Source organism: Streptomyces sp. NPDC093984 (genome assembly GCF_044764595.1).
Classification (GTDB): domain Bacteria; phylum Actinomycetota; class Actinomycetes; order Streptomycetales; family Streptomycetaceae; genus Streptomyces; species Streptomyces cynarae.
Map to the genome: position 1 here is coordinate 369,521 of NZ_JBIWIM010000002.1, position 22,076 is coordinate 391,596.

The following is a 22,076-nucleotide window of genomic DNA, read 5'->3' on the forward strand; positions in this document are numbered from 1 at the left end:
CCCCACATGTGATCTTCCAGGCGCCCCCCGCTTCTGCGCTCGGGGGGTGTCTCGGGCATGATGACCGGGCTCATTTCTCGTCTTGTCGTATCTTCGCGGGGCTCCCCGCAACCGGTCCCAGGAGCAGTCCTTGAGCGAACAGCCGCAGCAGCCCGGTCCCTACGGTCACGGGTACCCGAACCAGCCCCCGGGCCCGCCGCCGGGGTACGGGTATCCGCAGTACGGGTACGCGCCTGGCGCCGTGCCGCCCGGGATGTACACCGGCGACCCCAACGCCCCGTACGGCTACGACCCGTACGGGCGTCCGTACTCGGACAAGTCGAAGATCGTCGCCGGTGTGCTGCAACTCGCCCTCGGCACCTTCGGCGTCGGGCGCTTCTACATCGGCAACGTCGGGCTGGGCCTGGCCCAGCTCTTCACCTGCGGCGGCTTCGGTATCTGGGCGCTGATCGACGGCATCATCCTGCTGACGGGCAGCAACCAGACCGACTCCCAGGGCCGCGTCCTGCGCGGCTGAGCCCGGGTGTCTCCCCAGTCCGTACTGCGGCACCCGGCGGTGGCGCCCCTGGCGGTACTCGCCGCCGGGGCGGCCGGGGCCGGCTATCTGTACGTCACCGATCCGCACGAGCCCGGGCACCTGCTGCCCCAGTGCCCGTTCCGGCTCCTCACGGGCCTGCTCTGTCCCGCCTGCGGCGGCACCCGCATGGTGTACGACCTGATGCACGGTCACTTCACCGAGGCGTGGCTGGACAACAGGGCGCTGCTGCTCGCCTCGCCGTACGCCCTCGCCCTGCTGGGCCGTTGGGCGGTCGAAGGGCTGCGCGGCCGTCGCTGGCAGCCACAACTGAGCACGCGGGCACAGGTGCTGGTCCTGGGGCTGGCGGTGGCGTGGACGGTGGTTCGTAACGCCTTCTAGCGGGCGGGAGTTGAGTCGCGTCGGCTTGATGTGACCGCCGGCTGTCCGGATTTGATCACGGAAGAGGAACAATCATTCACACCCTCTCCCGCCCTTGCGCTCTCTTTTCCTAAGCTCCCAGCTCACAGGGGGGCGACGACAGAAGATCTCCGACCGGATCCCGGTCGGATCTCTCATTCCATCTTCGCGGCGGGATCCCTCCTGGCCTCATTCCGGAGCCAACCATTCCGGTTCTCCGTGATCCACTACGGCACTTCCAGGAGCAGTCCCATGACCGTCCCCACCCCCGAGGCTCCCTACGGCATCGACCCGCAGGGCCGCCCGTACTCCGACAAGTCCAAGATCGTCGCGGGCATCCTGCAGATCTTCCTGGGCGGCCTCGGCATCGGCCGCTTCTACGTCGGCTCCGTGGGCGTGGGCATCGCCCAGCTCTTCACCTGCGGCGGCCTGGGCATCTGGTCGCTCATCGACGGCATCCTCTTCCTGACGAGCAACGACCGCACGGACAAGCAGGGGCGGGTGCTGCGGGGCTGAGGGGGCGGGGGCCCTACCGGGGCTTCTGCTGACCTGCCTTCAGGATCTCCTCGACATCCAGGGTGACTTTGGCGCCGATGGAGTCGGGGAGGGTGACGATCTCACCGGGAGCGTACGGACGATGGTTCTCGTACCTGTTCCCGGTGGGGTCTGTGAGGACGTGAAGGCGCTGGTGCCTGCGGTCCACGACGACGTAGACGGGCACCTCGGCCTCGGCGTAGGCGGCGGCCTTGGTCTTGAGGTCGTTCTTCCAGTTGCCGGACGTGACCTCGAGGACGAGGCGGAAGCAGACCGGGTCGTAGCAGTTGTTCTCGACGAAGTGGTCGTCGATGTCCGCGTCGACCACCACGAGGTCGGGGATGGCGTAGTCCTCGGTGTCGGTGGGCAGCCACAGACCGACGTTCTGGAGGACCTCGGTTTCGCCGTCGTCGAGTCCAGCCGTGATGAACGGGCGCATGAGTTTGGTCAGGGCTCGAGCGTGAGGAGCATCCGGGGACGGGGTCACGAGGAGATGGCCTCCGATGATCTCGACGCGGTAGCCCGGATGACGCTCCATGATCTCGTCGGCGATGGTCGTGAGGCTGACCGGCTCTTCGTGCTCGAAGGGCTGCTCGACGGATGCTGCGGACATCAGGTGCCTCCCGTGGGCTGGTGTCGAGAGCATCATCGTAGGCCGGGAGACGCCCGTGCGTCCTTCGCAGCCACGTTCACCCGATGGTGTGGCATATGCCCGAGGGCCCCGTCTCCAGCGGAAACGGGGCCCTCGGTGACGTACGGCGAAGAAACGTCAGAGGCGGCGGGTGATCAGCGCCCGCTTCACCTCCTGGATCGCCTTGGTGACCTCGATGCCGCGCGGGCACGCGTCCGTGCAGTTGAACGTCGTGCGGCAGCGCCACACGCCGTCCTTGTCGTTCAGGATCTCCAGCCGCTGCTCGCCGGCCTCGTCACGCGAGTCGAAGATGAAGCGGTGCGCGTTGACGATGGCCGCCGGGCCGAAGTACTGGCCGTCGTTCCAGAACACCGGGCAGGAGGTCGTGCAGGCCGCGCACAGGATGCACTTCGTCGTGTCGTCGAAGCGCTCGCGGTCCTCGGCCGACTGCAGACGCTCACGCGTCGGCTCGTTCGTCTCCTTGGTGATCAGGAACGGCATCACGTCCCGGTACGCCTGGAAGAACGGCTCCATGTCGACGACCAGGTCCTTCAGGACCGTCAGGCCCTTTATGGGCTCGATCGTGATCGGCTTCTCGGGGTTGATGTCCTTGATCAGCGTCTTGCACGCCAGGCGGTTCTTGCCGTTGATCCGCATGGCGTCCGAGCCGCAGATGCCGTGCGCGCAGGAGCGGCGGAAGGTCAGCGACCCGTCCAGGTCCCACTTGATCTTGTGCAGACCGTCGAGGACCCGCTCCTTGGGGTCGATCTCCAGCTGGAAGTCCTGCCAGGTCGCCTCGGCCGAGACCTCGGGGTTGAAGCGGCGGACGCGGAAGGTGACCGTGATGTAGGGGGACGCTGCCGAGCCCGAAGCGCTCGCCTCGGCCTTGTCCAGAACAGGGGTAGCCATCAGTACTTACGCTCCATCGGCTGGTAGCGGGTCTGGACGACCGGCTTGTAGTCGAGACGGATGGACTCGGTGCCGTCGTCGCCCACCTCGCGGTACGCCATGGTGTGGCGCATGAAGTTGACGTCGTCGCGGTTCGGGTAGTCCTCGCGGTAGTGACCGCCGCGGGACTCCTTGCGGGCCAGCGCGGAGACCGCCATGACCTCGGCGAGGTCGAGCAGGTTGCCCAGCTCGACGGCCTCCAGCAGGTCCGTGTTGAACCGCTTGCCCTTGTCCTGGATCGCCACGTTCTTGTAGCGCTCCTTGAGCTCGGCGATCTTCTCGACCGCCGTCTTGATCGTCTGCTCGGTGCGGAACACCATGACGTTCGCGTCCATGGTCTCCTGCAGCTCACGGCGCAGCTCCGCCACGCGCTCGTTGCCCGTGGAGTTGCGCAGCCGCTCGATCTGGGCGACGACGAGCTCCTCCGGGTTCTCCGGCAGCTCGACGAAGTCCGCCGTCTGGGAGTACTCGGCGGCGGCGATGCCCGCCCGCTTGCCGAACACGTTGATGTCCAGCAGCGAGTTGGTGCCGAGGCGGTTGGCGCCGTGCACCGACACGCAGGCGACCTCGCCGGCCGCGTACAGGCCCGGGACCACCGTGGTGTTGTCCGCGAGGACCTCGCCCTGGACGTTCGTCGGGATGCCGCCCATCGCGTAGTGCGCGGTCGGCTGGATCGGGATCGGGTCCGTGTACGGCTCGATGCCGAGGTACGTCCGCGCGAACTCGGTGATGTCGGGCAGCTTGGCGTCCAGCTGCTCCGGCGGCAGGTGGGTGAGGTCCAGGTAGACGTGGTCGCCCTCGGGACCGCAGCCGCGACCCTCGCGGATCTCCGTGTAGATGGAGCGGGAGACGACGTCACGGGAGGCGAGGTCCTTCATGACCGGCGCGTACTTCTCCATGAAGCGCTCGCCGTCCTTGTTGCGGAGGATGCCGCCCTCACCGCGCGCACCCTCGGTCAGGAGGATGCCCATGCGCCAGATGCCGGTCGGGTGGAACTGGAAGAACTCCATGTCCTCCAGCGGGATGCCCCGCCGGTACACGGCTGCCTGACCGTCACCGGTCAGCGTGTGCGCGTTCGACGTCACCTTGAAGAACTTGCCGCAGCCACCGGAGGCGTAGATCACGGCCTTCGCCTGGAAGATGTGGATCTCACCGGTCGCCAGCTCGTACGCCACGACACCGGCCGAGCGCTTGACGCCGTCCACCTCGGTGATCAGCTGGTCCAGGACGTAGAACTCGTTGAAGAACTCCACGCCCTCCTTCACGCAGTTCTGGTACAGCGTCTGGAGGATCATGTGGCCGGTGCGGTCGGCCGCGTAGCAGGAGCGGCGGACCGGGGCCTCGCCGTGGTTGCGGGAGTGACCGCCGAAGCGGCGCTGGTCGATGGTGCCGTTCGGGGTGCGGTTGAACGGCAGGCCCATCTTCTCCAGGTCGAGGACGGAGTCGATGGCCTCCTTCGCCAGGATCTCGGCGGCGTCCTGGTCGACCAGGTAGTCACCGCCCTTGACCGTGTCGAAGGTGTGCCACTCCCAGTTGTCCTCCTCCACGTTCGCGAGCGCGGCGGCCATACCGCCCTGCGCGGCGCCCGTGTGGGAGCGGGTGGGGTAGAGCTTGGTCAGCACGGCGGTGCGGCTGCGCTTCGTCGACTCGATGGCGGCGCGCATACCGGCGCCACCGGCGCCGACGATGACGGTGTCGTACTTGTGGATCTTCATGATTCTCGCAGCCCCGTGCCTAGCGGATGTTCGGGTCGAAGGTGAAGATCACCAGCGTGCCCAGCAGGATGGTGAACACCGTGGCGGTGTACAGCAGGCCCTTCAGCCACAGCCGCGTGTTCGTCCGCTCGGCGTAGTCGTTGATGACCGTGCGCAGGCCGTTGGCGCCGTGCAGCATCGCGAGCCACAGCATGGTCAGGTCCCAGACCTGCCACCAGGGGGAGGCCCAGCGGCCGGCCACGAAGGCGAAGCCGATCTTGGAGACACCGCCGTCCAGCACGAGCTGGATCAGCAGGTGGCCGATGACCAGGACGACCAGCACGATGCCGGACAGGCGCATGAACAGCCAGCCGTACATCTCGAAGTTGCCGCGGGTCGACTTGGGGGTCTTCCTCGTCCGCTTGCGGGGCGGCTCGATGACCGGCGCCGGGTTGTCGACGTCGTACAGCGGGGCACCCTCGACCGGGCCGATGCCGGAGGTGGTGGTTTCAGTGGTGGACATGCGCCTCAGCTCCCGAAGAGTTCACGAGCGGCGTGGCCGAGGACGGGGTAGATCGCCCCGAGCATCAGCACGACCCAGACACCGACGACGGTCCAGAGCATCTGCTTCTGGTAGCGCGGGCCCTTCGACCAGAAGTCGACCGCGATGACGCGGAGGCCGTTGAGCGCGTGGAAGAGGATGGCGGCGACGAGGCCGTACTCCAGAATCGCGACGATCGGTGTCTTGTACGTGGCCACGACCTTGTCGTAGGCCTCGGGGGAGACACGGACGAGAGCGGTGTCCAGCACGTGTACGAACAGGAAGAAGAAGATGAGGACGCCGGTGACTCGGTGAGCCACCCAGGACCACATTCCTTCCCGGCCGCGGTACAGCGTTCCAGCCGGCACGGAAGAACCCTCCGGGAGCGGGGACTAGGGCCGCGCCGGCTTTCTGTGTCGGTCGGGCCCGGCCGGGTACGGTCCACCGGCCCCCAGCATGGTAGCGACGGTTGCCTGCGGCGCTTACGGGGGGCCTGCCGGTGTGATCAATCAGGCACTCAAACGAGCACGGATGGCTTATCGGCCGGGCGGCTACCGGGGTGGGAGCTGTGGTTTTCCGCCGGGTACGGGCGGTTTGTGGTGGTGCGCGTCGACGCGACGGAGCCGCATGCCGTCACAGCCCCGCGCCCTATGGGGCACGGTCCAGCACGGGTTGGTCGGAAAAGTCCCGTACCAGGCGCGTCAGCCTTCCCCTCGCCAGGCGGCGCAGTTCCTCTGTCGCCAGGACCCGCTCCTCCTCGGGATCGTTTGCCAATCGTGACCGGATGGCCGCGAGGAGCTGGTCCAGCAGCTCGTCCGGCGCCACCTCGTCCAGGCAGATGATGAACACGTGTCCGAATTTGCTCTCGTATGCCGCGTGTGCCGCGCTCAGGGCGGTGTGGGCGGCTGAGTACGTGCCGTCGGGGAGCGGGGCGAGAGATTCCCCGGCCAGGGCCTCGGCGAGGTCGGCGGGGGTGAGGTCGTACGTCGCCTCGTCGGCCGCGGCGAGCAGGGAGTCGAGGTCCGGGTAGGGGCGGTGCTCGGCGACCCGGTGGGCCCAGCGCAGGCTGCGGCAGCAGGTGAGCAGGGCGCGCCGGACGTCGTCGGCGGGTGCGCGGTTGAACCGCCCCAGGCCCGTGGCGGACTCGGTGCGGTGTTGCGCCGGGAGGGCGGTGTGGCCGGGGAGGTGCGGGAGACGGTGCGCGGGCAGCGTGGGTCCTCGGCGGCTGGCGTGACGGCTCGTGCGCGCCACGTGCGGGTCGGCAGGGGATCGTGTGAGAAACGCGCCGCCACGTTAGCGACGGCGATCCGGTCGGCGTCCAGTCGCTGCCCGGATTTCACCCGGATGGGAGAGTTTCGGGGCCTCTCGTGGACACGTGGGCCGGACAGGGGTCGTAGCTTCGGAAAGGAACGTCAGGGGGGCAGAGTGTGGAGGTGAGTCGCGTGCGGTCCAAGGTCGGGCGAATACCGATACGCATATGCATGCAGAGGAGCACGGTGCGGCCGTGCTCCGTTGTCGAAACGGGTGTGGCCTGGTGACCGGCCGCAGGCAGGTCCCCAAGGGTAAGACGCACGTACGGCGCACCAGGTTGCTGTTGGCGACCACCGGGATCGTGGTGGCCGGTGGTGTGGCGGCGGCCGTGACGCTGTGGCCCTCCGGTGGCGGCTCGCCGAACGGGGCCGGGGCCTCCGTGGGCACGTCGGCGGCGTCCACGGGCTCCGCCCGCTCCGTCCCGTCCCGCTCCTACCCCCTGTCGCAGCCGCCCCGCACCATCCCCGCCGTCAGCCGGTTCACCGCGGCGCGGGGCCCGGGCTGGCGGCCCGCCTCCGGGCACCGGGTGGTGGTCGACAACGCTCAGCTCGCCGACGAGGGGCGGCTGCTCGCCGGGGAGCTGGGGATGGCGTACGGCGGGCAGACCGGCGCCGGCGCCGGTGACGTGGAGCTGGGCCTGGCCGGCAGCGGCAACCAGGAGTCGTACACGCTGACCGTCACGAACGGGCGGGTGAAGATCACCGGGCCCGGCGAGGCCGGCGTCTTCTACGGCACCCGCACCCTCAAGCAGGAAGTGCGCGGCGGCGGCACCGCGCCCGAGGGCGTCGTGAACGACGCGCCCGCCAAGCCGCGGCGCGGGTTCATGCTCGACATCGCCCGCAAGTACTACACGGCCGGCTGGATCGAGGACCGCATACGTGAGCTGGGCGACCTGAAGTACAACGAACTGGGTCTGCACTTCTCCGACGACCAGGGCTTCCGTATCGAGTCCTCCTCGCACCCGGAGATCGTCTCCAAGCAGCACCTCAGCAAGGCCGAGGTGAAGAGGATCGTCGATCTCGCGGCGAGCCGGCACATCACCGTGGTGCCCGAGATCGACTCGCCCGGCCACCTGGGCGCCGTCATCGCCGCCCACCCCGAGATCCAGCTGCGCAACGCCTCCGGCGTCGCCACGCGCGGGGCGGTCGACATCTCCAAGCCCGCGGCGGCGAAGATCGTCGACGATCTGCTGGGCGAGTTCTCGGGCGTGTTCCCCGGCGCGTACTGGCACCTCGGCGGCGACGAGTACCTGGCGCTGATGGCGCGCAACCCGGCCGCCTCCTACCCGCAGCTCGCCGCCGCCGCGCGGGCCCGGTTCGGGCCGAAGGCGGGCGTCGCCGACCTCGCGACCGGCTGGCTGAACGACCGCGCGAACGTGATGCGCGCGCACGGCAGGACCATGCGGGCCTGGAACGACGGCTTCTACCGGTCGAGCTCCGTGCAGCCGGCCGGGGACCTTCAGGCCGCGTACTGGACCGGCAAGGAGCTGGGCGCCCGGCCGCCGACCGACTACCTGGCGGGCCGCAAGGTGATCAACTACAACGACGAGTACCTCTACTACGTGCTCGGCCAGCCGCAGACCTTCGTCTACCCCACCGGGCAGCGGATCTACGAACAGTGGACCCCGCGCGTGCTGCGGGGCACGACGGCGGTGCCCGCGCGGTACGACGGGCAGATCCTCGGCGGCGTCTTCGCCGTCTGGAGCGACCGCCCGAACGCCCAGACGCAGGACCAGGTGGCGGCCGGTATCCGGATGCCGCTGCGGGCGACGGCGCAGAAGCTGTGGGACTCGCGGACCCCGTCGCTGTCCTGGACGCAGTTCAGGGCGCTGGCGGGCCGGCTGGGCTGAAACGCCTCCTCGGGCAGGCCCGATGGCCGAAAATGTCCTCCTCGAACGCCTCGACAGCTCCCCTGGTGTGACTGTGACACTCCCGGTCCGTCGCACGCAGTAAGGGAAGATGCGGGCTCCGTACGGATGAGGCGCCCCGACGAGGCGTTTCGAGGAGGCTTGATGAGCCTGGTGGACCTGATCGCGCAGGCCGACGAGCGGGCACTCGCGGCGAGCGGACTGGCTTGTTTGGATCGGTGCGTGCCGCTCCTCGGGGGCGACGACGAGGTCCTGCGGCCGCTGTGGGCGAGCCTCGTCGAGGGGCACGACTGGGAGCAGCGGCTCACCAAGGCGCGCTCCGAACTGGCGGTGGGGGAGGGCTCCGGGGCGGACGCCGAGTGCGCCCCCGAGGCCGAGGCCGCACGGCTCGCCCGCCGCATGCTCGAGGCGGTCCCCGCCGAGCCGTCCGCCGACGCCCTGCGCCGGTGGGCCGACGCCTGCTCGGTGGCCGCGCTGCAGATCCACCGGTTGCTGGACCCCGCCGCCGACGACGCCCCGGTCGCTGCCCGCCGCGAGGGCCGTACGGACCGCATGCCGCCGCTCGTCGCCGCCGAACTGCGACGCCAGGTCGCCGTCCTGGAGCTGGTCGCGGACCATGGCGCGGGCGGACTGCGCCGGGCCCTCGACGTGTCGACCGAGGGGCGCCGGGTGCTGCGGGCCGTGGTCTCCCGGCGGGCACGGGGCCGCTCGTAGCCTCGGAGGCTCACAGACCCGTAAACCCCCTCCGCTGCAAGGATCCTGTGACCGTCCTGTGGTGCGGTGGGGCGGTCCTGCGCCGGTGTCGGGGACCCCCTCCGGACGGCGTGACGCCGCGGCGGTGGAGGGCGCTCTTCCGGGTGTGAACGCAACTGAGGTGACCAGGCCCCACGCCGCCACCAAGCCCGTCCGCTGGGCCGCCGACGCCGTCACGGCCATGCGCGAGGGCGCCCGGCTGCGGCTGGACTACTCGGCGCAGAGCCTGTGGCGTGTGGACCGCACGATCGAGGAGATAAGCCGTCAGGGCGCGCCCTACGCCGCCGTGGAGAGCGCGCTGCGCGGGTTCGGGGCGTACGCGGGCGAGGTGGTGGTCCGGCTGACCGGCGGGGAGTGGTGGTCGTCCGGCGGCGACCACTGGGTGCGCACACCCGACGGCCGCCTGTGGGACCCCATCGACGAGGCCCGCCGCTGCTACCACGGCGACGGCTCGCTGCGGCTGCTGTGCCGGGACGCGACGAGCGGGACGGCTTGAGGGTCCGCCTCGGCCGCCACGGCGGCCGAGGCGGCCGGCCGAGGTTTCACCCGAGGCCGGTCGGGAGGGTGATGGTCCCCGTGAACGTGCCTTCCGTGCGCTCGGTCACGTCCTGGCTGTAACGCATCGTCTGCCCGCCGTAGGGGATGAGGAAGGTGCACCGGAAACGGTGGGACCTGATGCGGTACGTGGCGGAGTCGAGGGAGAGCACCTCCTCGACGCGCTCCACCAGGACCTGGCTCTCGGGCGTCCTGACGCCGGCCGTGCGCAACTGCTCAAGGGTCGGCGTGAGTTCGCGCACCGCCTGCTTCACGACGCCCCGGTCCCGTGCGGCGGGGAGCTTCACCGACGCCACCTCGGCCCGCAGTTCGACCGTACCGCCCGACTTCACGACCGAGACGCCGTCGCCCGACTCCTCCCGGGCGTAGTTCCCGAACGCCGTGAGCGCGGCGACCGGGTCCTGCACCACGTCCGCGATCCCCGGATCCGACAGCGGGCCGCTCTTCCACCGTGACCCGGCCGCGCCCTTCCTGACGTACCCCGTCCCGTCGACGACGTAGACCTCCTCGGGCTTGGCGACGCCCTTGGCGTACGTGGTTCCCGTGGAGTGCAGCGCCATGGGCCTCTGCGTGCGCCGCAGCGTGGCCGTGTACGTGGCGGTGCTGTGCTGTCCCTGCGACGCCAGGTCCTCGTTCCCCTTCACGGCGAACGTCCAGCCCTTCTGCCCCGACATCGCTTCCCTGGCCCGGGCGAGGAACTCCTCGGGTGTCCGTGGTGCGGCGGCTGCCGCCTTCGGCCTGGCGCCGACGTCCGCGGCGGCTGACTCCGCCGGGGCTCCGGTTCCGCCGCTCTCGGCGCACCCGGCCAGGGACAACGAGAGCAGGGACACAGCGGAAACCGCCAGCGCGGCAACGGCGGAACGGGGTCTCACGCGCGCACTCCTTCACGATCGGAAGGCGCCCGGTTGTACAGGAGGTGGGACCGTCTACGCCACCGCACGGACAAGCGGGACAAAGGCCGCGCCGAGCGGGCACGGGAGCTCGGCGGTCGGCACGGCGCAGACGCGCGGAACGCGAAAAGGTTTGGCGTTCTCCGGTCGAGAAGGGGTGGGATCGGCATGGGCGAGGCAGGCGAGGCAGGCGAGCGCTGCGCCTGCTTCGGGCAGTCGGTCGGCGTGCGCATGCCGGACGGGCGGGTGTGGCACCCCCTCGGCAAGGTCCGCAACCGATTCGAGGTCGGGGGCCCGGAGGAGTCGTTGCAGACCTTCCGGCTGACGCTGCACGGGCGGGCCCGGCGGTCGGCCGCCGCCTGACGGGCTGTGACACTTCTGTGAGCCCTGACGCTGATGATCGTGGGTGTTACACACAAACCCGCCGCGAACTCGGCATGGGGCGAGGACAGTCTTGGGTCAGGGAGGGGAACCGCGCCGCGTACACCCGTACGACGCGGAGCTGGGCGCTGCGGTCGCGCGGGCCCAGCAGGGGGACGAAGCCGCCTTCGCGGTGGCGTACCGGATCGTGCAGCCGGGGCTGATCGGGTATCTGCGCGGTCTCGTGGCGGACGAGGCGGAGGACGTGGCGTCCGACGCCTGGCTGGAGATCGCCCGGGACCTGGGCCGGTTCAAGGGCGACGGGGCGGGTTTCCGCGGCTGGACGGCGACCATCGCCCGGCACCGCGCGCTCGACCACCTGCGCCGCCGGCGGGTACGGCCCCGATCGTCGGGGCTGGAGCAGGAGGCACTCGAACTGCCGGGCGCGCACAGCACCCACGACCAGGCGCTGGAGTCCATCTCCACCGAGCACGCCCTGGAACTCATCCGCCAACTGCCGCGCGACCAGGCCGAGGCCGTGCTGTTGCGTGTGGTCGTCGGCCTGGACGGCCCCGCCGCCGCCCGCGTCCTCGGCAAACGGCCCGGAGCGGTGCGTACCGCGGCCCATCGGGGGCTGAAGCGTCTGGCCCGCAGGCTTCGCGTCGAAGGCGCGGGAGACCGGGGTGTGACGGATGACGGCCCCGGGACGCTGGGTGAGTCGAAGTGAGCGGCAGCGGCGGCGGACACGACGACCGGGCCGGCCGCCGGGCAGAGATGGGTGCGGACATGGGTGAACGGCAGAGCGACGGCCAGGTGTTCGGCCGTCGGCGCGTGCACCCCGGCGGCACCGCGTCCGCCCCCGCGGGCGCGGCCGGGAGCGCCGCGCTGGAGGCGCTGCTCGCCGCCGCGCTGCGCGAGGGTGCCCTGGACGCCGAGGCCGAACAGAGGGCGGTGGCCGCGTTCCGGGCCGTCCGGGAGGCCGGTGCGCCCCAGGCGCGGACCCGGCGCCGCGACGACTGGCGGCCGCTCGGGCACCGGCGTGTGCGGTCGTCGGTGAAGGTCACGGTCTGCCTGTTCCTCGCCGGACTGACCCTGGGCGGAGTCGCGTTCGCGGCGATCGGCCCGGACGGCTCCTCGGGCGGCGGGGATGGCGGCGGTCACGGGCGGCGGCAGCCGTCGCCGAGCGCGCCGGACCGGTCGAGCGGGGCGCCGGAGTCGGCGACGTCCCCTGTGCCGGACACCTCCGTCTCCTCCGACCGCCCGGACACCGCCCAGGACACCGAGGCCCATTGCCGCGCCTACGAGCAGGTGAAGAACCGTGGCGACGCCGTCGGTTCGACGGCATGGGAGCGGCTCGTCGAGGCCGCCGGCGGTGAGCAGAACGTCGCCGCCTACTGTGCCGAGCAGTTGGCACAGAACGACGGCAAACCGAGCAAGTCGGGTGAATCCGGCAAGGCGGGGAAGGCGAGCAGGGCTCCAGCGGCTTCCCGCACTCCCGGGCCTGCGGAACAGTCCGAAAGCGCTGCCAAGGCCCGCGAGAAGAACAAGTAGTCCGGCGCCCCCACGCCGGCCCCAACGCGCCGGTGGCTCGTGCGCGTCGCCCGCGCGGCGGGCCGACGCCGCGAAGCAACGGCCGGGGCCGCCACCCCCCACAGGAGAGGCCCCGGCCGTCGCGCGGTACGGGCCGCGCGGCGGCCCGTCACTCTCTACAGCGCCGTGGATGCGTTTTCTGTCACACCTCGCCGCGTCACGGGTTGGTTGCACGTCGTACGGACGTGGACGAAGAGCGGTTTCAGGCCGTAACGTGCCTTTCGCGCCGACCGCGACGATCAGCAATAACGGGTGATGCAACCGCCGCAGACCACGAGCGGCCTGAAGACCACAGGCAGGACGAGGAATCACGACGGCGAGAACCCGGCGCGCGCGAGCGGTGCCGGACCAGGCGCACAGAGGGGCAGTTCGGGTGCTGGGGGACGACGCGGAGCTGACGGCCGCGGTACTTGCGGCACAGGAGGGGGACGAGACCGCTTTCCGTACCGTGTACCGCGCGGTGCATCCGCGGCTGCTCGGGTATGTGCGCACGCTGGTCGGAGACCCGGACGCGGAGGACGTCACCTCCGAGGCGTGGTTGCAGATCGCCCGTGACCTCGACCGGTTCAGCGGTGACGCCGACCGGTTCCGCGGCTGGGCGGCCCGTATCGCCCGCAACCGGGCCCTCGACCACATACGGATGCGCGGCCGCCGCCCCGCGATCGGCGGCGACGAGACCGAACTGACCGGGAAACCCGCCGAGTCGGACACGGCCGGGGAGGCCATCGAGGCCCTGGCGACCGACCGCACGCTCTCCCTCATCGCCCAGCTTCCGCAGGACCAGGCGGAGGCGGTGGTGCTGCGGGTGGTCGTGGGTCTCGACGCCAAGACCGCCGCCGAGACCCTCGGCAAGCGCCCGGGAGCCGTCCGCACGGCGGCGCACCGCGGTCTGAAGCGGCTCGCGGAGCTGCTCGACGTGAATCCGGACACGGATCCGGAATCGGCTGGCGCGCTCGGCGCCATGCCTCCCCAGCGAGACGCGCACAGACGTGAGGTGTCGTCCGCCGGTGTGACGCATACGCGTTCGCGGACGCAGAAGGACATGTGATGGCCGACGAGCAGGACAGGTGGCTGGACAGGGACGCGGCGGAGCGTCTGCTGCGCGGAGAGCCCCCGGCCCCCGTCGACGCCGACGCGCGTGCCCGCGCCGAACGGCTCGCCGAAGCACTCGCCGCTCTGGCCGCCACACCCTCTCCGACCAGCGAGGAACTCCCGGGTGAGGAGGCCGCGGTGGCCGCGTTCCGGGCCGCCCGCGCGGCCCGGCACGACAACGGGGCGGCGCTCCACCCGCAGCCGGCGCCCCTCCCCCAAGCTCTCGACCTCGCTCGAGCAGGGGGGACCCCCACCGCCGACGCCGGACTCGTCCGTCTCGGCCGTCCCGAGGCGGGCGGGCGGCGGGCCCGCCGGTGGCGCACGGTGCGCTTCGGGCTGGCCGCCACGGTGGCCGCCGGGATGATCGGCGGGGTCGCGGTGGCGGCCGGAACCGGAGTGCTGCCGACACCGTTCCGCGACGAGCCTGGACCCGCCGCGTCCGTGTCGCCCGCTCTGACGTCCCCTCAGCCTTCGGCCACTCCCACGCCCGGCGCGACAGGAACCGGAGGCCCCTCGTCCGCGACACCGGGCGGCACGACCGGTTCGCCCGGGCGGGACGGCTCCTCGCGCGACGAGGCACGCGACGGCTCCACCGCGACCGGCCGGCCCGGCGAAGCCGGCGACCGCGCCGCGGGACGGACCGGTGACCGGTGGGCCGAGGTGCGCTCGTCCTGCCGTGACATGGCCGGCGGCAAGCTCCTCGGCCCCGAGCGGCTGCGCGACCTGTCGGACGCGGCGGGCGGCAGCGGCCGGGTGAAGGCGTACTGCAAGGGCGTCCTGGGCGGCGGCGAGGGTTCCGGCAGCGACGGGAGCGGCAAGGGCCGCGACGGGAACGGCAGCGGCGACGGGAAAGGGAACAGCGGCGGGAACGGGAACACCGGCGGCGGAGACGGCGACCAGGGCGGCAACGGCGGTGACGGCGAAGGCCACATAGCGCCGGCCCCCACCGCACCCCGCGGCCTGGTCGGGGCCGCCCCGACGCACACGGCGTCCCCGGGCCCGACGTACAGCGCGCTGGGCTCCGCCGAGAACCGCTGAGCCGTCGCCGTGCCGTGCTGACCTGCGGTTTCGCTTCTCCTGAAAAATTCTTCGCCGGAGGTGTGACACTTTCGGCCGCCGTGGCGCAGTACTGAGTGAGCCGACTGGTCATCGGCCGTCGCACGGAGCCGGGGTTCCCCCCGTACCCACGGCTCGTGCACTGGCGCGGGCGGGACACGTTCCCCCGGTCCCGCCCGCGCCCCACATCCTCCGTCCGGCGTCTACCAGTAGACGACGACCTTGTCGCCGACCCGCACCTGGGCGAACAGCGCCGCGATCGCCGACTCGTCCCGTACGTTCACACATCCGTGCGAGCCCCCGGCATAGCCGCGCGCCGCGAAGTCGTACGAGTAGTGCACCGCCTGACCGCCGCTGAAGAACATCGCGTACGGCATCGGCGAGTGGTAGAGCGTGGACACGTGGTCCCGTGACTTCCAGTAGACGCGGAACACACCCTCGCGGGTGGGGGTGTATTCCGTGCCGAAGCGCACCGCCATCGTCGAGAGCGTCCGTCCGTCCACCATCCAGCGCAACGTGCGGCTCGTCTTGCTGACGCACAGCACCCGCCCCGTCATACAGCGCCGGTCCGGGGCCCCGGCCGGCTGCCCGCCCATCAGGTACAGCTCCCACGTGCCGGGCTCGTGCGTCATGGCCAGCAACCGCTGCCAGGTGGCGGAGTCGACCTCACCCGTCCGGGGCAATCCGCGCTTGCCCTGGAAACCCCTGACGGCGTTCTCGGTCAGGTCGTCGTACGTCCCCGTCGGGCCGTCGAACAGCCAGTCGACCTGACGCAGCCGGGCCTGCAGCTCGCGCACCCCGCGGCCCGAGTCGCCGTGCCGCCACAGGGTGGCGGGCGAGGGCTTCGGGGCGGGTGCGGCGGTGCTCGGCGCCGCGTCCCCGGACGCCGTGCGCCCGGCGCCGGACGGGGTGCGTGGGACCTCGATGTGCACCGGTGAGCGGTTCCCGCCGTCTGCGCCGCCCGCGTCCCCCGGCTGCGCCGTGCAGCCGGCGGCCGCGAGGAGCACGGCGGCCCCGGCGACGGCGACGAGCGACTTCCCCATGCCCCTGGTACGCATACCGACCCCCCGCCGTCTCACCGGACGCCTCTGTCCGATCGCATCTCCTCAGATGTTCCCCGCGCGTGACCGACGGCGAACCAGGGGGCATGGTTGTGAGCAAGGTCCCAGCGTGCGGCATTCCACCGCGCGCAGGGCCGCCGCTACAGTCCGTCGCGAGGGTCGTCTGTACTGGCGAGTAACGAAGCCAGGCCACCAAGCCGAGTACGAAGCAACGAAGCAACGCGGAGGCACACACCATGGCGCGCGAGTCGGAGTCCGGACTGCCCATCGAGCCGGTGTACGGGCCGGGCGCCCTCGAGGGCTGGGATCCGGCGGAGAAGCTGGGCGAGCCGGGGGCGTACCCCTTCACGCGCGGCGTGTACCCGTCGATGTACACCGGCCGTCCCTGGACGATGCGCCAGTACGCGGGCTTCGGCACGGCGACCGAGTCGAACGCCCGGTACAAGCAGCTGATCGCGAACGGCACCATGGGTCTGTCGGTCGCCTTCGACCTGCCCACCCAGATGGGCCACGACTCCGACGCCCCGATCGCGCACGGCGAGGTCGGCAAGGTGGGCGTGGCGATCGACTCGGTCGACGACATGCGGGTGCTGTTCGGCGGGATCCCGCTGGACAAGGTGTCCACGTCGATGACGATCAACGCCCCGGCGGCCCTGCTGCTGCTCCTGTACCAGCTGGTGGCGGAGGAGCAGGGCGTGTCCGCCGACCAGCTGACGGGCACGATCCAGAACGACGTCCTGAAGGAGTACATCGCCCGCGGGACGTACATCTTCCCGCCGAAGCCGTCCCTGCGGCTGATCGCGGACATCTTCAAGTACTGCAAGGCCGAGATCCCCAAGTGGAACACGATCTCGATCTCCGGCTACCACATGGCGGAGGCGGGCGCGTCTCCCGCGCAGGAGATCGCGTTCACGCTCGCCGACGGGATCGAGTACGTGCGCACGGCGGTCGCGGCCGGGATGGACGTGGACGACTTCGCGCCGCGCCTGTCGTTCTTCTTCGTGGCGCGCACGACGATCCTGGAGGAGGTCGCCAAGTTCCGCGCGGCCCGCCGGATCTGGGCGCGGGTGATGAAGGACGAGTTCGGCGCGAAGAACCCGAAGTCGATGATGCTGCGCTTCCACACCCAGACGGCGGGCGTGCAGCTGACGGCCCAGCAGCCCGAGGTGAACCTCGTCCGGGTCGCCGTCCAGGGCCTGGCCGCGGTGCTCGGCGGCACCCAGTCGCTGCACACCAACTCCTTCGACGAGGCGATCGCCCTGCCGACCGACAAGAGCGCGCGTCTGGCACTGCGCACCCAGCAGGTGCTGGCCTACGAGACGGACGTGACGGCGACGGTCGACCCCTTCGCGGGCTCCTACGTCATCGAGAAGATGACGGACGAGGTCGAGGCGGCGGCGCTGGAGCTGATGGAGAAGGTCGAGGACCTCGGCGGCGCCGTCGCGGCGATCGAACGCGGCTTCCAGAAGAACGAGATCGAGCGCAACGCCTACCGCATCGCCCAGGAGACCGACTCCGGCGAGCGGGTCGTGGTCGGCGTCAACCGCTTCCAGCTCGACGAGGAGGAGCCGTACGAGCCGCTGCGCGTCGACCCCGCGATCGAGGCCCAGCAGGCCGAACGCCTCGCCAAGCTCCGCGCGGAACGCGACCAGCCGGCGGTGGACGCGGCCCTGAAGGAGCTGAAGAAGGCGGCCGAGGGCACGGACAACGTCCTGTACCCGATGAAGGACGCCCTCAAGGCCCGCGCGACGGTGGGCGAGGTGTGCAACGCGCTGCGGGAGGTGTGGGGTACGTACGTGCCGTCGGACGTCTTCTGACCGTCGTACCGGCGGGGTGGAGTGTCGTACCCCCGTGCGACACTCCTTGCCATGTTCGGCGTCATCGACCTCCCCACCTACCTGGCAGGACTCGTCCTCATCGTCCTGCTGCCCGGGCCCAACTCCCTGTACGTGCTGTCCGTCGCCGCCCGGCGCGGGGTGCGGGCCGGGTACACCGCCGCGGCGGGCGTGTGGTGCGGTGACACCGTGCTGATGACGCTGTCGGCCGCCGGGGTCGCCTCGCTGCTCCAGGCGAACGCCGTGCTGTTCGCAGTCGTGAAGTACGCCGGCGCCGGATATCTCAGCTGGCTGGCGGTCGGGATGCTGCGCGCCGCCGTCGGGATGTGGCGTGCACGGCGGGAGAAGGCCGCCGAGGACACGCCGGCCGCCGTTCCCGCCGCCCCCGCCGAGGAGCGGCCCTACCGCCGCGCCCTCGTCATCAGCCTGTTCAACCCGAAGGCGATCCTGTTCTTCGTCGCCTTCTTCGTGCAGTTCGTCGACCGGGGATACGCCTACCCTGCGCTGTCCTTCGTCGTCCTCGGCGCCTTCGCCCAGCTCGCCAGCTTCCTCTACCTCAGCGCCCTGATATTCAGCGGCACGCGCCTAGCGACGGCCTTCCGGCGGCGCAAGCGGCTGTCGGCGGGGGCCACCTCGGCCGTGGGCCTGCTGTTCCTCGGGTTCGCCGTGAAGCTTTCGCTGGCGAGCGCCTAGCCCGTCACCGTCCGTTCGTGCGGACCGGCCAGCCCTCGGGCAGGTCGCCACACGACAGGGAACAGGCCGGCTGAACCGGGCTGTGCGCCTTCGACCGGACCGGCCCCGGCCCGGGTGAACGCGCGGCGGCCCCGGGCGTCAGCGCGCCGCTCAGCGGTTGCGGGCCTTGCGGATCGCGCGGGTGACCACCGGCGGGAGCAGGTCCGCGGCGAGCTTTCGGGAGCGGCTGCGCGGGATGGCGGGACGCTTCGGCGGGTCCGCGGGCCGCCGGGTGGGCTGCGTGGGGATCGTGGCCGCAGGGGGCTCGGGGATGTCCGCGTGCCGCGACGGCGGGAACGGCGGTGCCTGCATGCCCTTGGACTTGAGGCGGATGATGCGGTGGCCGGCGGCCTGCTGGACGCTCAGGTGGCAGTCCTCGCGCCCCTCCACCATCGCCAGCAGTTCCTCCTGGACGGGCTCCGGATCGCCCCAGGTCCCGTACAGCTTCTGCGTGCTCAGGCAGATCGGGCGCAGGCCCCTGTTCAGTACCGCTTCCCAGGCGGCCACCGAGACACCGGGGGTGTGCTCCGAGCGGAAGTCGTCCAGGACGACGATTCCGCCGGGCAGCAGCAGGTCGTGGGCCGCTCCTATGTCGCCGTGGACGTGCTCGTACAGGTGCGAGCCGTCGACGTGGACGAACCGGCACGAGCGCGGCGGGACCTCGTCGGGCACCATCGAGCTCGGTCCCTGCAGGACGCGGGGCAGCGCGTCGTGGAAGGAGAGGTAGTTCTGCTCGAAGGCCTGCCGGGTCAGGGCGCTGTACGACTTCGTCGACTCCGCCCGGTTGGCGTCGTCCGGTGCCTCGCCCCCGAAGAGGTCGCACACCGTGAACCCCTCGCCGTCCCTCAGATGCCGGCCGAGGAAGATCGCACTCTTGCCCATGTACACCCCGATCTCCAGCAGGTCTCCGCGCATCCCTGCGGATTCCTGCCGGTCGAGGAACCAGTTGAAGAGCGTCTGGTCGAGAACGGGGAACCAGCCGGGGACGTCGTCGAGCCGGCGGGGCGGTGGAGCCGTTTCTGCTGTGGCGACCATGAGGACGGGGCACTCCCTTGTGCGAACGGAAACGGTGCGAGAACTGCCCAGCATCTGCCCGGCAGCGGTCATCCGAACGGGCGGCGAGGTGAACAGCAGGCCAATTCCTCTGAGCGGGCCGAGAGTCGGGGCGTGGAGAGCGCCGCCGTGAAACAGCCCGTCCCCGCCTCGAGAACCGGACGGGGACGGGGCGGTGCCGTGCTGCGGGGGCTCAGCCCCGGGCGGCGCGCCCGCGTCCGAGGGCCCGGGCCCGGCGGGCGACCCTGCGGACGGTGGCGTTGCGCGGGATGAACGCCAGCTGGACGGGGATCCCGCCGGGCAGCGCCAGCGAGGTCAGGCGCCGGCGCTTGAAGTACCGCCAGGTGTGCGGACTCAGGTGCTCGGTGAGATAGCGCTCGGCGTGCGCCCGCAGATCCGGGTAGATCTTCGGCTGCATCGCGAAGCCCACGGTCCGTACGAGCGCGTCGAGGTCCTCGACCTCCATGCCCCGGCGCTGGTCCTCGACCGCCCTCCGGGCCGTCAGCTCGGGCAGCAGCGCGTCGACGATCGTGACCGGGACGCGGTTGCTGTTCTCGTACGGGGCCAGCCGCTCCAGCAGGGTCTCGGTGCCGATACGGGCGACCGGGTGGCCGTAGAACGCGGACGCGGTGAGCAGCGCGGTGGAGAAGCAGCCGACGACCAGCGCCGGACGCATGCGCTGGTACAGCACCTCGGCGAGGACCGGGGTGTCGAGCACCGTCAGGTCGGCGCCCAGCTTCTCGGCCTCCTTCTCCAGCGCGCGCGACCAGCGGGCCGGCGCCGAAGGGTGCGGCTTGAACACCACCCGGGTGTGCCCGAGGGCGACGGCGCCCTTCAGCATCCGTACGTGGAGGTTCTCCTCCTCCACGGCGGTGAGTATGTCGAGCGCCGAGAGGTACTGGCCGAGCAGCAGCGCCGGGGCCTCCACCGCGGGCAGCGCGTCGCCGGTGTCCTCGAGTTCCGCGAGCACCTTGGAGAACGCGTCCGTCGGCACGATCTCCGGCTCGACGCCGAACTCGGTCAGCAGCAGCGGCTTCAGGCCCGGGACCAGGTCCAGGTGCAGCAGCCGGTCCACGCGGGTGCCGACCAGCGGGTCGATCTTGTTGCGGGTGGGGCCGTAGCTCATCAGGCCGTCCGCGTAGACGGTGACGGGCGCGCCGGTGAAGATCTGGCAGACGCCGAGCGCCGGGTTGACCTGGATGGACTCGACGGCCAGCTCGATGTCGTCGTCGCCGAGGTTCCACAGGAGCCGCAGGTGCCGCTCCCACAGCGGGACGTCGTCCAGGCGCGGGGCCCAGCCGCCCGGGTGGAAGGGGTGGATGGTCTCGTTCCAGGAGATGACCTCGTCGAAGCGGCCGCGCAGCCGCTCGAAGCCGGGCATCTCGTCCAGGCCGGGCGTGGTCTCGGGCGTCGCCGCGTTGTTGGACACGAGCAGGATGCGCCGGTCGGCGGGCGCGAAGCACTCGCTGTCCAGTGCCGCGGCCAGGGTCGCCGTGCCGTACAGCGTCGAGGCCAGGAAGATCTGCGTCCTCACGCGGCCACCCCCGCGGGGGCGGGACGGCGGCGCAGCCGGCGCAGACGCGAGGCCCGCTCGATGTCCATGGAGTCCAGGGCGTCGTCGAGCACGTCCTGCGGCATGCGCCGCAGCGCGACAGCACTCATCGACTTCAGTTTCCGTGCCACCGGCGGCTCGAACCTTTCGATGGATCCCAGATGGTGAGAAATGATCGCGCAATAGGTGCGCACGGCCTTGGGGAGCAGTTTGTCGGCGTCCCGGTCCCCGGCGGTCTCCGCCACGACCTGGTCGAACGCGCGGATGAAGTCCAGTTGCCGCACATCCCCGATCTGGGTGAGCGAGGAGGCGACACCGCGCCGGTAGTAGACGCCCATGAGGCTCACCGCGGCGAAGGACTCCGCCTCCCGGTGCAGCTTCCAGATCCAGGGCCGGTCCTCGGCGGTGCGCAGGCCGTCGGTGAAGTGCAGCAGACCGCGGTCGACGAGGCGGCGGTGGTAGGCACCCCCCCAGGCGTACGCGTAGTCGACGGAGGTGGAGCGGTCGGCGGGCAGGATCGCGTCGCGCGGGTTCATCACCACCCCGCGCCGGCCGTGCGGCACCCGGTGGATCGCACGCGCCCGCCCGGTGCACTGGACGTGGTCGGTGCGTACGAAGTCGCAGCCCAACTCCTCGATGGCGGCGACCAGTTTGGGATAGTAGCCGGGGGCGAGCCAGTCGTCCCCGTCGAGGAACGTGAGGTACTCGCCGCGTGCCGTGTCGATCCCGGTGTTGCGCGCGGTCGCCAGCCCCCCGTTCTTCTCGTGCCGGACATACACCGCGCCTGGCAGCTCGCGCTCCGCACGCGCGAGGATGTCCGGTGTCTCGTCGCGCGAGCAATCGTCGACGAGAATGAATTCGAAGTCCTCGCGCGCGTTCGCGCGCAGGCTCTTCAGGGTGTCGGGCGCGTATTGCTGCACGTTGTAGAACGGCACGATGACGGAGAGCTTGACCACGCCTGTGACGGTAGGCGGCGGCCCGGCATTCGTCTTGACCGGCGGTTTGATGGGGAGTGAACGACGCGTGGCGGAATAGTGAACCCAGCTGTTTCCCGGCGGTTTCACGGCCTGATTCGCTGTTCGTCGGC

The 22,076-nt window shown here is 71.0% G+C and carries 24 protein-coding genes; 13 read left to right on the forward strand and 11 right to left on the reverse strand.

All coding sequences use genetic code 11. The features are described from left to right. Positions 1-130: 130 nt before the first annotated feature. The 3 genes from ACIRC0_RS09505 to ACIRC0_RS09515 all read left to right on the forward strand — a co-directional run bounded on the left by ACIRC0_RS09505 (position 131) and on the right by ACIRC0_RS09515 (position 1,450). The gene (locus tag ACIRC0_RS09505) at positions 131-517 is read left to right on the forward strand and encodes a TM2 domain-containing protein (protein ID WP_403613486.1); all 387 of its coding nucleotides are present in this window, start codon (positions 131-133) and stop codon (positions 515-517) included. 6 nt (positions 518-523) lie between these two features. Further along, positions 524-916 carry a DUF2752 domain-containing protein gene (locus tag ACIRC0_RS09510; protein WP_403613489.1) on the forward strand — a complete coding sequence of 131 codons (393 nt, stop codon included), beginning with the start codon at positions 524-526 and terminating at the stop codon, positions 914-916. A gap of 270 nt (positions 917-1,186) precedes the next feature. Then, the gene (locus ACIRC0_RS09515) at positions 1,187-1,450 is read left to right on the forward strand and encodes a TM2 domain-containing protein (RefSeq protein ID WP_403613492.1); all 264 of its coding nucleotides are present in this window, start codon (positions 1,187-1,189) and stop codon (positions 1,448-1,450) included. Positions 1,451-1,463: 13 nt separating this feature from the next. Here ACIRC0_RS09515 and ACIRC0_RS09520 read toward each other — a convergent pair whose 3' ends face one another. The 6 genes from ACIRC0_RS09520 to ACIRC0_RS09545 form a co-directional block, all read right to left on the reverse strand. Further along, positions 1,464-2,081, reverse strand: a complete 618-nt coding sequence (locus ACIRC0_RS09520; protein WP_403613495.1) for a Uma2 family endonuclease — start codon at positions 2,079-2,081, stop codon at positions 1,464-1,466. Positions 2,082-2,237: 156 nt separating this feature from the next. Next, positions 2,238-3,008 carry a succinate dehydrogenase iron-sulfur subunit gene (locus tag ACIRC0_RS09525; protein ID WP_403613497.1) on the reverse strand — a complete coding sequence of 257 codons (771 nt, stop codon included), beginning with the start codon at positions 3,006-3,008 and terminating at the stop codon, positions 2,238-2,240. Beyond that, complete coding sequence (sdhA, locus tag ACIRC0_RS09530) at positions 3,008-4,762, reverse strand: succinate dehydrogenase flavoprotein subunit (RefSeq protein WP_403613500.1); 1,755 nt, start codon at positions 4,760-4,762, stop codon at positions 3,008-3,010. Before sdhA ends, ACIRC0_RS09525 begins: the two co-directional genes overlap by 1 nt. Before the next feature lie 19 nt (positions 4,763-4,781). Next, positions 4,782-5,264, reverse strand: a complete 483-nt coding sequence (locus ACIRC0_RS09535; protein WP_403613502.1) for a succinate dehydrogenase hydrophobic membrane anchor subunit — start codon at positions 5,262-5,264, stop codon at positions 4,782-4,784. 5 nt (positions 5,265-5,269) lie between these two features. Next, positions 5,270-5,650, reverse strand: a complete 381-nt coding sequence (gene sdhC / locus ACIRC0_RS09540; RefSeq protein WP_103837432.1) for a succinate dehydrogenase, cytochrome b556 subunit — start codon at positions 5,648-5,650, stop codon at positions 5,270-5,272. A gap of 280 nt (positions 5,651-5,930) precedes the next feature. After that, on the reverse strand, positions 5,931-6,533 hold the full coding sequence (locus ACIRC0_RS09545) for a 2-oxo-4-hydroxy-4-carboxy-5-ureidoimidazoline decarboxylase (RefSeq protein WP_403613506.1): 603 nt from the start codon (positions 6,531-6,533) through the stop codon (positions 5,931-5,933). A 337-nt stretch (positions 6,534-6,870) separates the two neighbouring features. Here ACIRC0_RS09545 and ACIRC0_RS09550 point away from each other — a divergent pair, with 337 nt between their 5' ends. The 3 genes from ACIRC0_RS09550 to ACIRC0_RS09560 all read left to right on the forward strand — a co-directional run bounded on the left by ACIRC0_RS09550 (position 6,871) and on the right by ACIRC0_RS09560 (position 9,709). Beyond that, positions 6,871-8,442: a glycoside hydrolase family 20 protein gene (locus ACIRC0_RS09550; RefSeq protein ID WP_403614687.1), complete on the forward strand. Its 1,572-nt coding sequence runs from the start codon at positions 6,871-6,873 to the stop codon at positions 8,440-8,442. A gap of 162 nt (positions 8,443-8,604) precedes the next feature. Continuing rightward, positions 8,605-9,174 (forward strand): hypothetical protein, encoded by a 570-nt coding sequence (locus tag ACIRC0_RS09555; RefSeq protein WP_403613509.1) that lies wholly within the window; start codon positions 8,605-8,607, stop codon positions 9,172-9,174. A gap of 220 nt (positions 9,175-9,394) precedes the next feature. Beyond that, positions 9,395-9,709: a hypothetical protein gene (locus ACIRC0_RS09560; protein ID WP_403614689.1), complete on the forward strand. Its 315-nt coding sequence runs from the start codon at positions 9,395-9,397 to the stop codon at positions 9,707-9,709. A 46-nt stretch (positions 9,710-9,755) separates the two neighbouring features. Here the strand turns inward: ACIRC0_RS09560 and ACIRC0_RS09565 are convergent, their stop codons facing one another. After that, positions 9,756-10,640, reverse strand: coding sequence for a hypothetical protein (locus tag ACIRC0_RS09565; RefSeq protein WP_403613511.1), 885 nt, complete (start codon positions 10,638-10,640; stop codon positions 9,756-9,758). 186 nt (positions 10,641-10,826) lie between these two features. On the opposite strand from ACIRC0_RS09565, the gene ACIRC0_RS09570 reads away from it, so the two are divergent. The 5 genes from ACIRC0_RS09570 (at position 10,827) to ACIRC0_RS09590 (ending at position 14,738) form a co-directional block, all read left to right on the forward strand. Beyond that, positions 10,827-11,021 carry a hypothetical protein gene (locus ACIRC0_RS09570; RefSeq protein ID WP_403613514.1) on the forward strand — a complete coding sequence of 65 codons (195 nt, stop codon included), beginning with the start codon at positions 10,827-10,829 and terminating at the stop codon, positions 11,019-11,021. A 91-nt stretch (positions 11,022-11,112) separates the two neighbouring features. Further along, positions 11,113-11,745 carry an RNA polymerase sigma factor gene (locus tag ACIRC0_RS09575; RefSeq protein WP_403613517.1) on the forward strand — a complete coding sequence of 211 codons (633 nt, stop codon included), beginning with the start codon at positions 11,113-11,115 and terminating at the stop codon, positions 11,743-11,745. Positions 11,746-11,804: 59 nt separating this feature from the next. Continuing rightward, positions 11,805-12,569 (forward strand): hypothetical protein, encoded by a 765-nt coding sequence (locus ACIRC0_RS09580; protein WP_403613519.1) that lies wholly within the window; start codon positions 11,805-11,807, stop codon positions 12,567-12,569. 412 nt (positions 12,570-12,981) lie between these two features. Next, positions 12,982-13,656, forward strand: a complete 675-nt coding sequence (locus tag ACIRC0_RS09585; protein WP_403613522.1) for an RNA polymerase sigma factor — start codon at positions 12,982-12,984, stop codon at positions 13,654-13,656. Continuing rightward, positions 13,656-14,738, forward strand: coding sequence for a hypothetical protein (locus ACIRC0_RS09590; protein ID WP_403613525.1), 1,083 nt, complete (start codon positions 13,656-13,658; stop codon positions 14,736-14,738). Before ACIRC0_RS09585 ends, ACIRC0_RS09590 begins: the two co-directional genes overlap by 1 nt. Positions 14,739-14,959: 221 nt before the next feature. Here ACIRC0_RS09590 and ACIRC0_RS09595 read toward each other — a convergent pair whose 3' ends face one another. Beyond that, the gene (locus tag ACIRC0_RS09595) at positions 14,960-15,814 is read right to left on the reverse strand and encodes a L,D-transpeptidase family protein (protein WP_403613529.1); all 855 of its coding nucleotides are present in this window, start codon (positions 15,812-15,814) and stop codon (positions 14,960-14,962) included. A gap of 239 nt (positions 15,815-16,053) precedes the next feature. Here ACIRC0_RS09595 and ACIRC0_RS09600 point away from each other — a divergent pair, with 239 nt between their 5' ends. Together ACIRC0_RS09600 and leuE are read left to right on the forward strand one after the other, a co-directional pair. Continuing rightward, positions 16,054-17,634: a methylmalonyl-CoA mutase gene (locus ACIRC0_RS09600; RefSeq protein ID WP_403613531.1), complete on the forward strand. Its 1,581-nt coding sequence runs from the start codon at positions 16,054-16,056 to the stop codon at positions 17,632-17,634. Between the two features lie 51 nt (positions 17,635-17,685). Further along, the gene (leuE, locus tag ACIRC0_RS09605) at positions 17,686-18,345 is read left to right on the forward strand and encodes a leucine efflux protein LeuE (protein ID WP_403613534.1); all 660 of its coding nucleotides are present in this window, start codon (positions 17,686-17,688) and stop codon (positions 18,343-18,345) included. 150 nt (positions 18,346-18,495) lie between these two features. On the opposite strand, the gene ACIRC0_RS09610 is transcribed toward leuE, so the two are convergent. From ACIRC0_RS09610 to ACIRC0_RS09620, 3 genes are all read right to left on the reverse strand, one after another. After that, a complete protein-coding gene (locus ACIRC0_RS09610) occupies positions 18,496-19,419 on the reverse strand; it encodes a class I SAM-dependent methyltransferase (RefSeq protein ID WP_403613537.1) in 924 nt (307 codons plus the stop codon). 211 nt (positions 19,420-19,630) lie between these two features. After that, a complete protein-coding gene (locus ACIRC0_RS09615; protein ID WP_403613540.1) occupies positions 19,631-20,971 on the reverse strand; it encodes an alpha-2,8-polysialyltransferase family protein in 1,341 nt (446 codons plus the stop codon). Then, on the reverse strand, positions 20,968-21,945 hold the full coding sequence (locus tag ACIRC0_RS09620; protein ID WP_403613543.1) for a glycosyltransferase family 2 protein: 978 nt from the start codon (positions 21,943-21,945) through the stop codon (positions 20,968-20,970). Before ACIRC0_RS09620 ends, ACIRC0_RS09615 begins: the two co-directional genes overlap by 4 nt. Positions 21,946-22,076: the final 131 nt, after the last annotated feature.

Bases quoted from the DNA above. Each gene is read 5' to 3' on its own strand.
- ACIRC0_RS09515 (WP_403613492.1), top strand. From the start codon at position 1,187: ATGACCGTCCCCACCCCCGAGGCTCCCTACGGCATCGACCCGCAGGGC.
- ACIRC0_RS09520 (WP_403613495.1), bottom strand. From the start codon at position 2,081: ATGTCCGCAGCATCCGTCGAGCAGCCCTTCGAGCACGAAGAGCCGGTC.
- ACIRC0_RS09525 (WP_403613497.1), bottom strand. From the start codon at position 3,008: ATGGCTACCCCTGTTCTGGACAAGGCCGAGGCGAGCGCTTCGGGCTCG.
- sdhA (WP_403613500.1), bottom strand. From the start codon at position 4,762: ATGAAGATCCACAAGTACGACACCGTCATCGTCGGCGCCGGTGGCGCC.
- ACIRC0_RS09535 (WP_403613502.1), bottom strand. From the start codon at position 5,264: ATGTCCACCACTGAAACCACCACCTCCGGCATCGGCCCGGTCGAGGGT.
- ACIRC0_RS09555 (WP_403613509.1), top strand. From the start codon at position 8,605: ATGAGCCTGGTGGACCTGATCGCGCAGGCCGACGAGCGGGCACTCGCG.
- ACIRC0_RS09560 (WP_403614689.1), top strand. From the start codon at position 9,395: ATGCGCGAGGGCGCCCGGCTGCGGCTGGACTACTCGGCGCAGAGCCTG.
- ACIRC0_RS09570 (WP_403613514.1), top strand. From the start codon at position 10,827: ATGGGCGAGGCAGGCGAGGCAGGCGAGCGCTGCGCCTGCTTCGGGCAG.
- ACIRC0_RS09580 (WP_403613519.1), top strand. From the start codon at position 11,805: ATGGGTGAACGGCAGAGCGACGGCCAGGTGTTCGGCCGTCGGCGCGTG.
- ACIRC0_RS09590 (WP_403613525.1), top strand. From the start codon at position 13,656: ATGGCCGACGAGCAGGACAGGTGGCTGGACAGGGACGCGGCGGAGCGT.
- ACIRC0_RS09595 (WP_403613529.1), bottom strand. From the start codon at position 15,814: ATGCGTACCAGGGGCATGGGGAAGTCGCTCGTCGCCGTCGCCGGGGCC.
- ACIRC0_RS09600 (WP_403613531.1), top strand. From the start codon at position 16,054: ATGGCGCGCGAGTCGGAGTCCGGACTGCCCATCGAGCCGGTGTACGGG.
- leuE (WP_403613534.1), top strand. From the start codon at position 17,686: ATGTTCGGCGTCATCGACCTCCCCACCTACCTGGCAGGACTCGTCCTC.
- ACIRC0_RS09610 (WP_403613537.1), bottom strand. From the start codon at position 19,419: ATGGTCGCCACAGCAGAAACGGCTCCACCGCCCCGCCGGCTCGACGAC.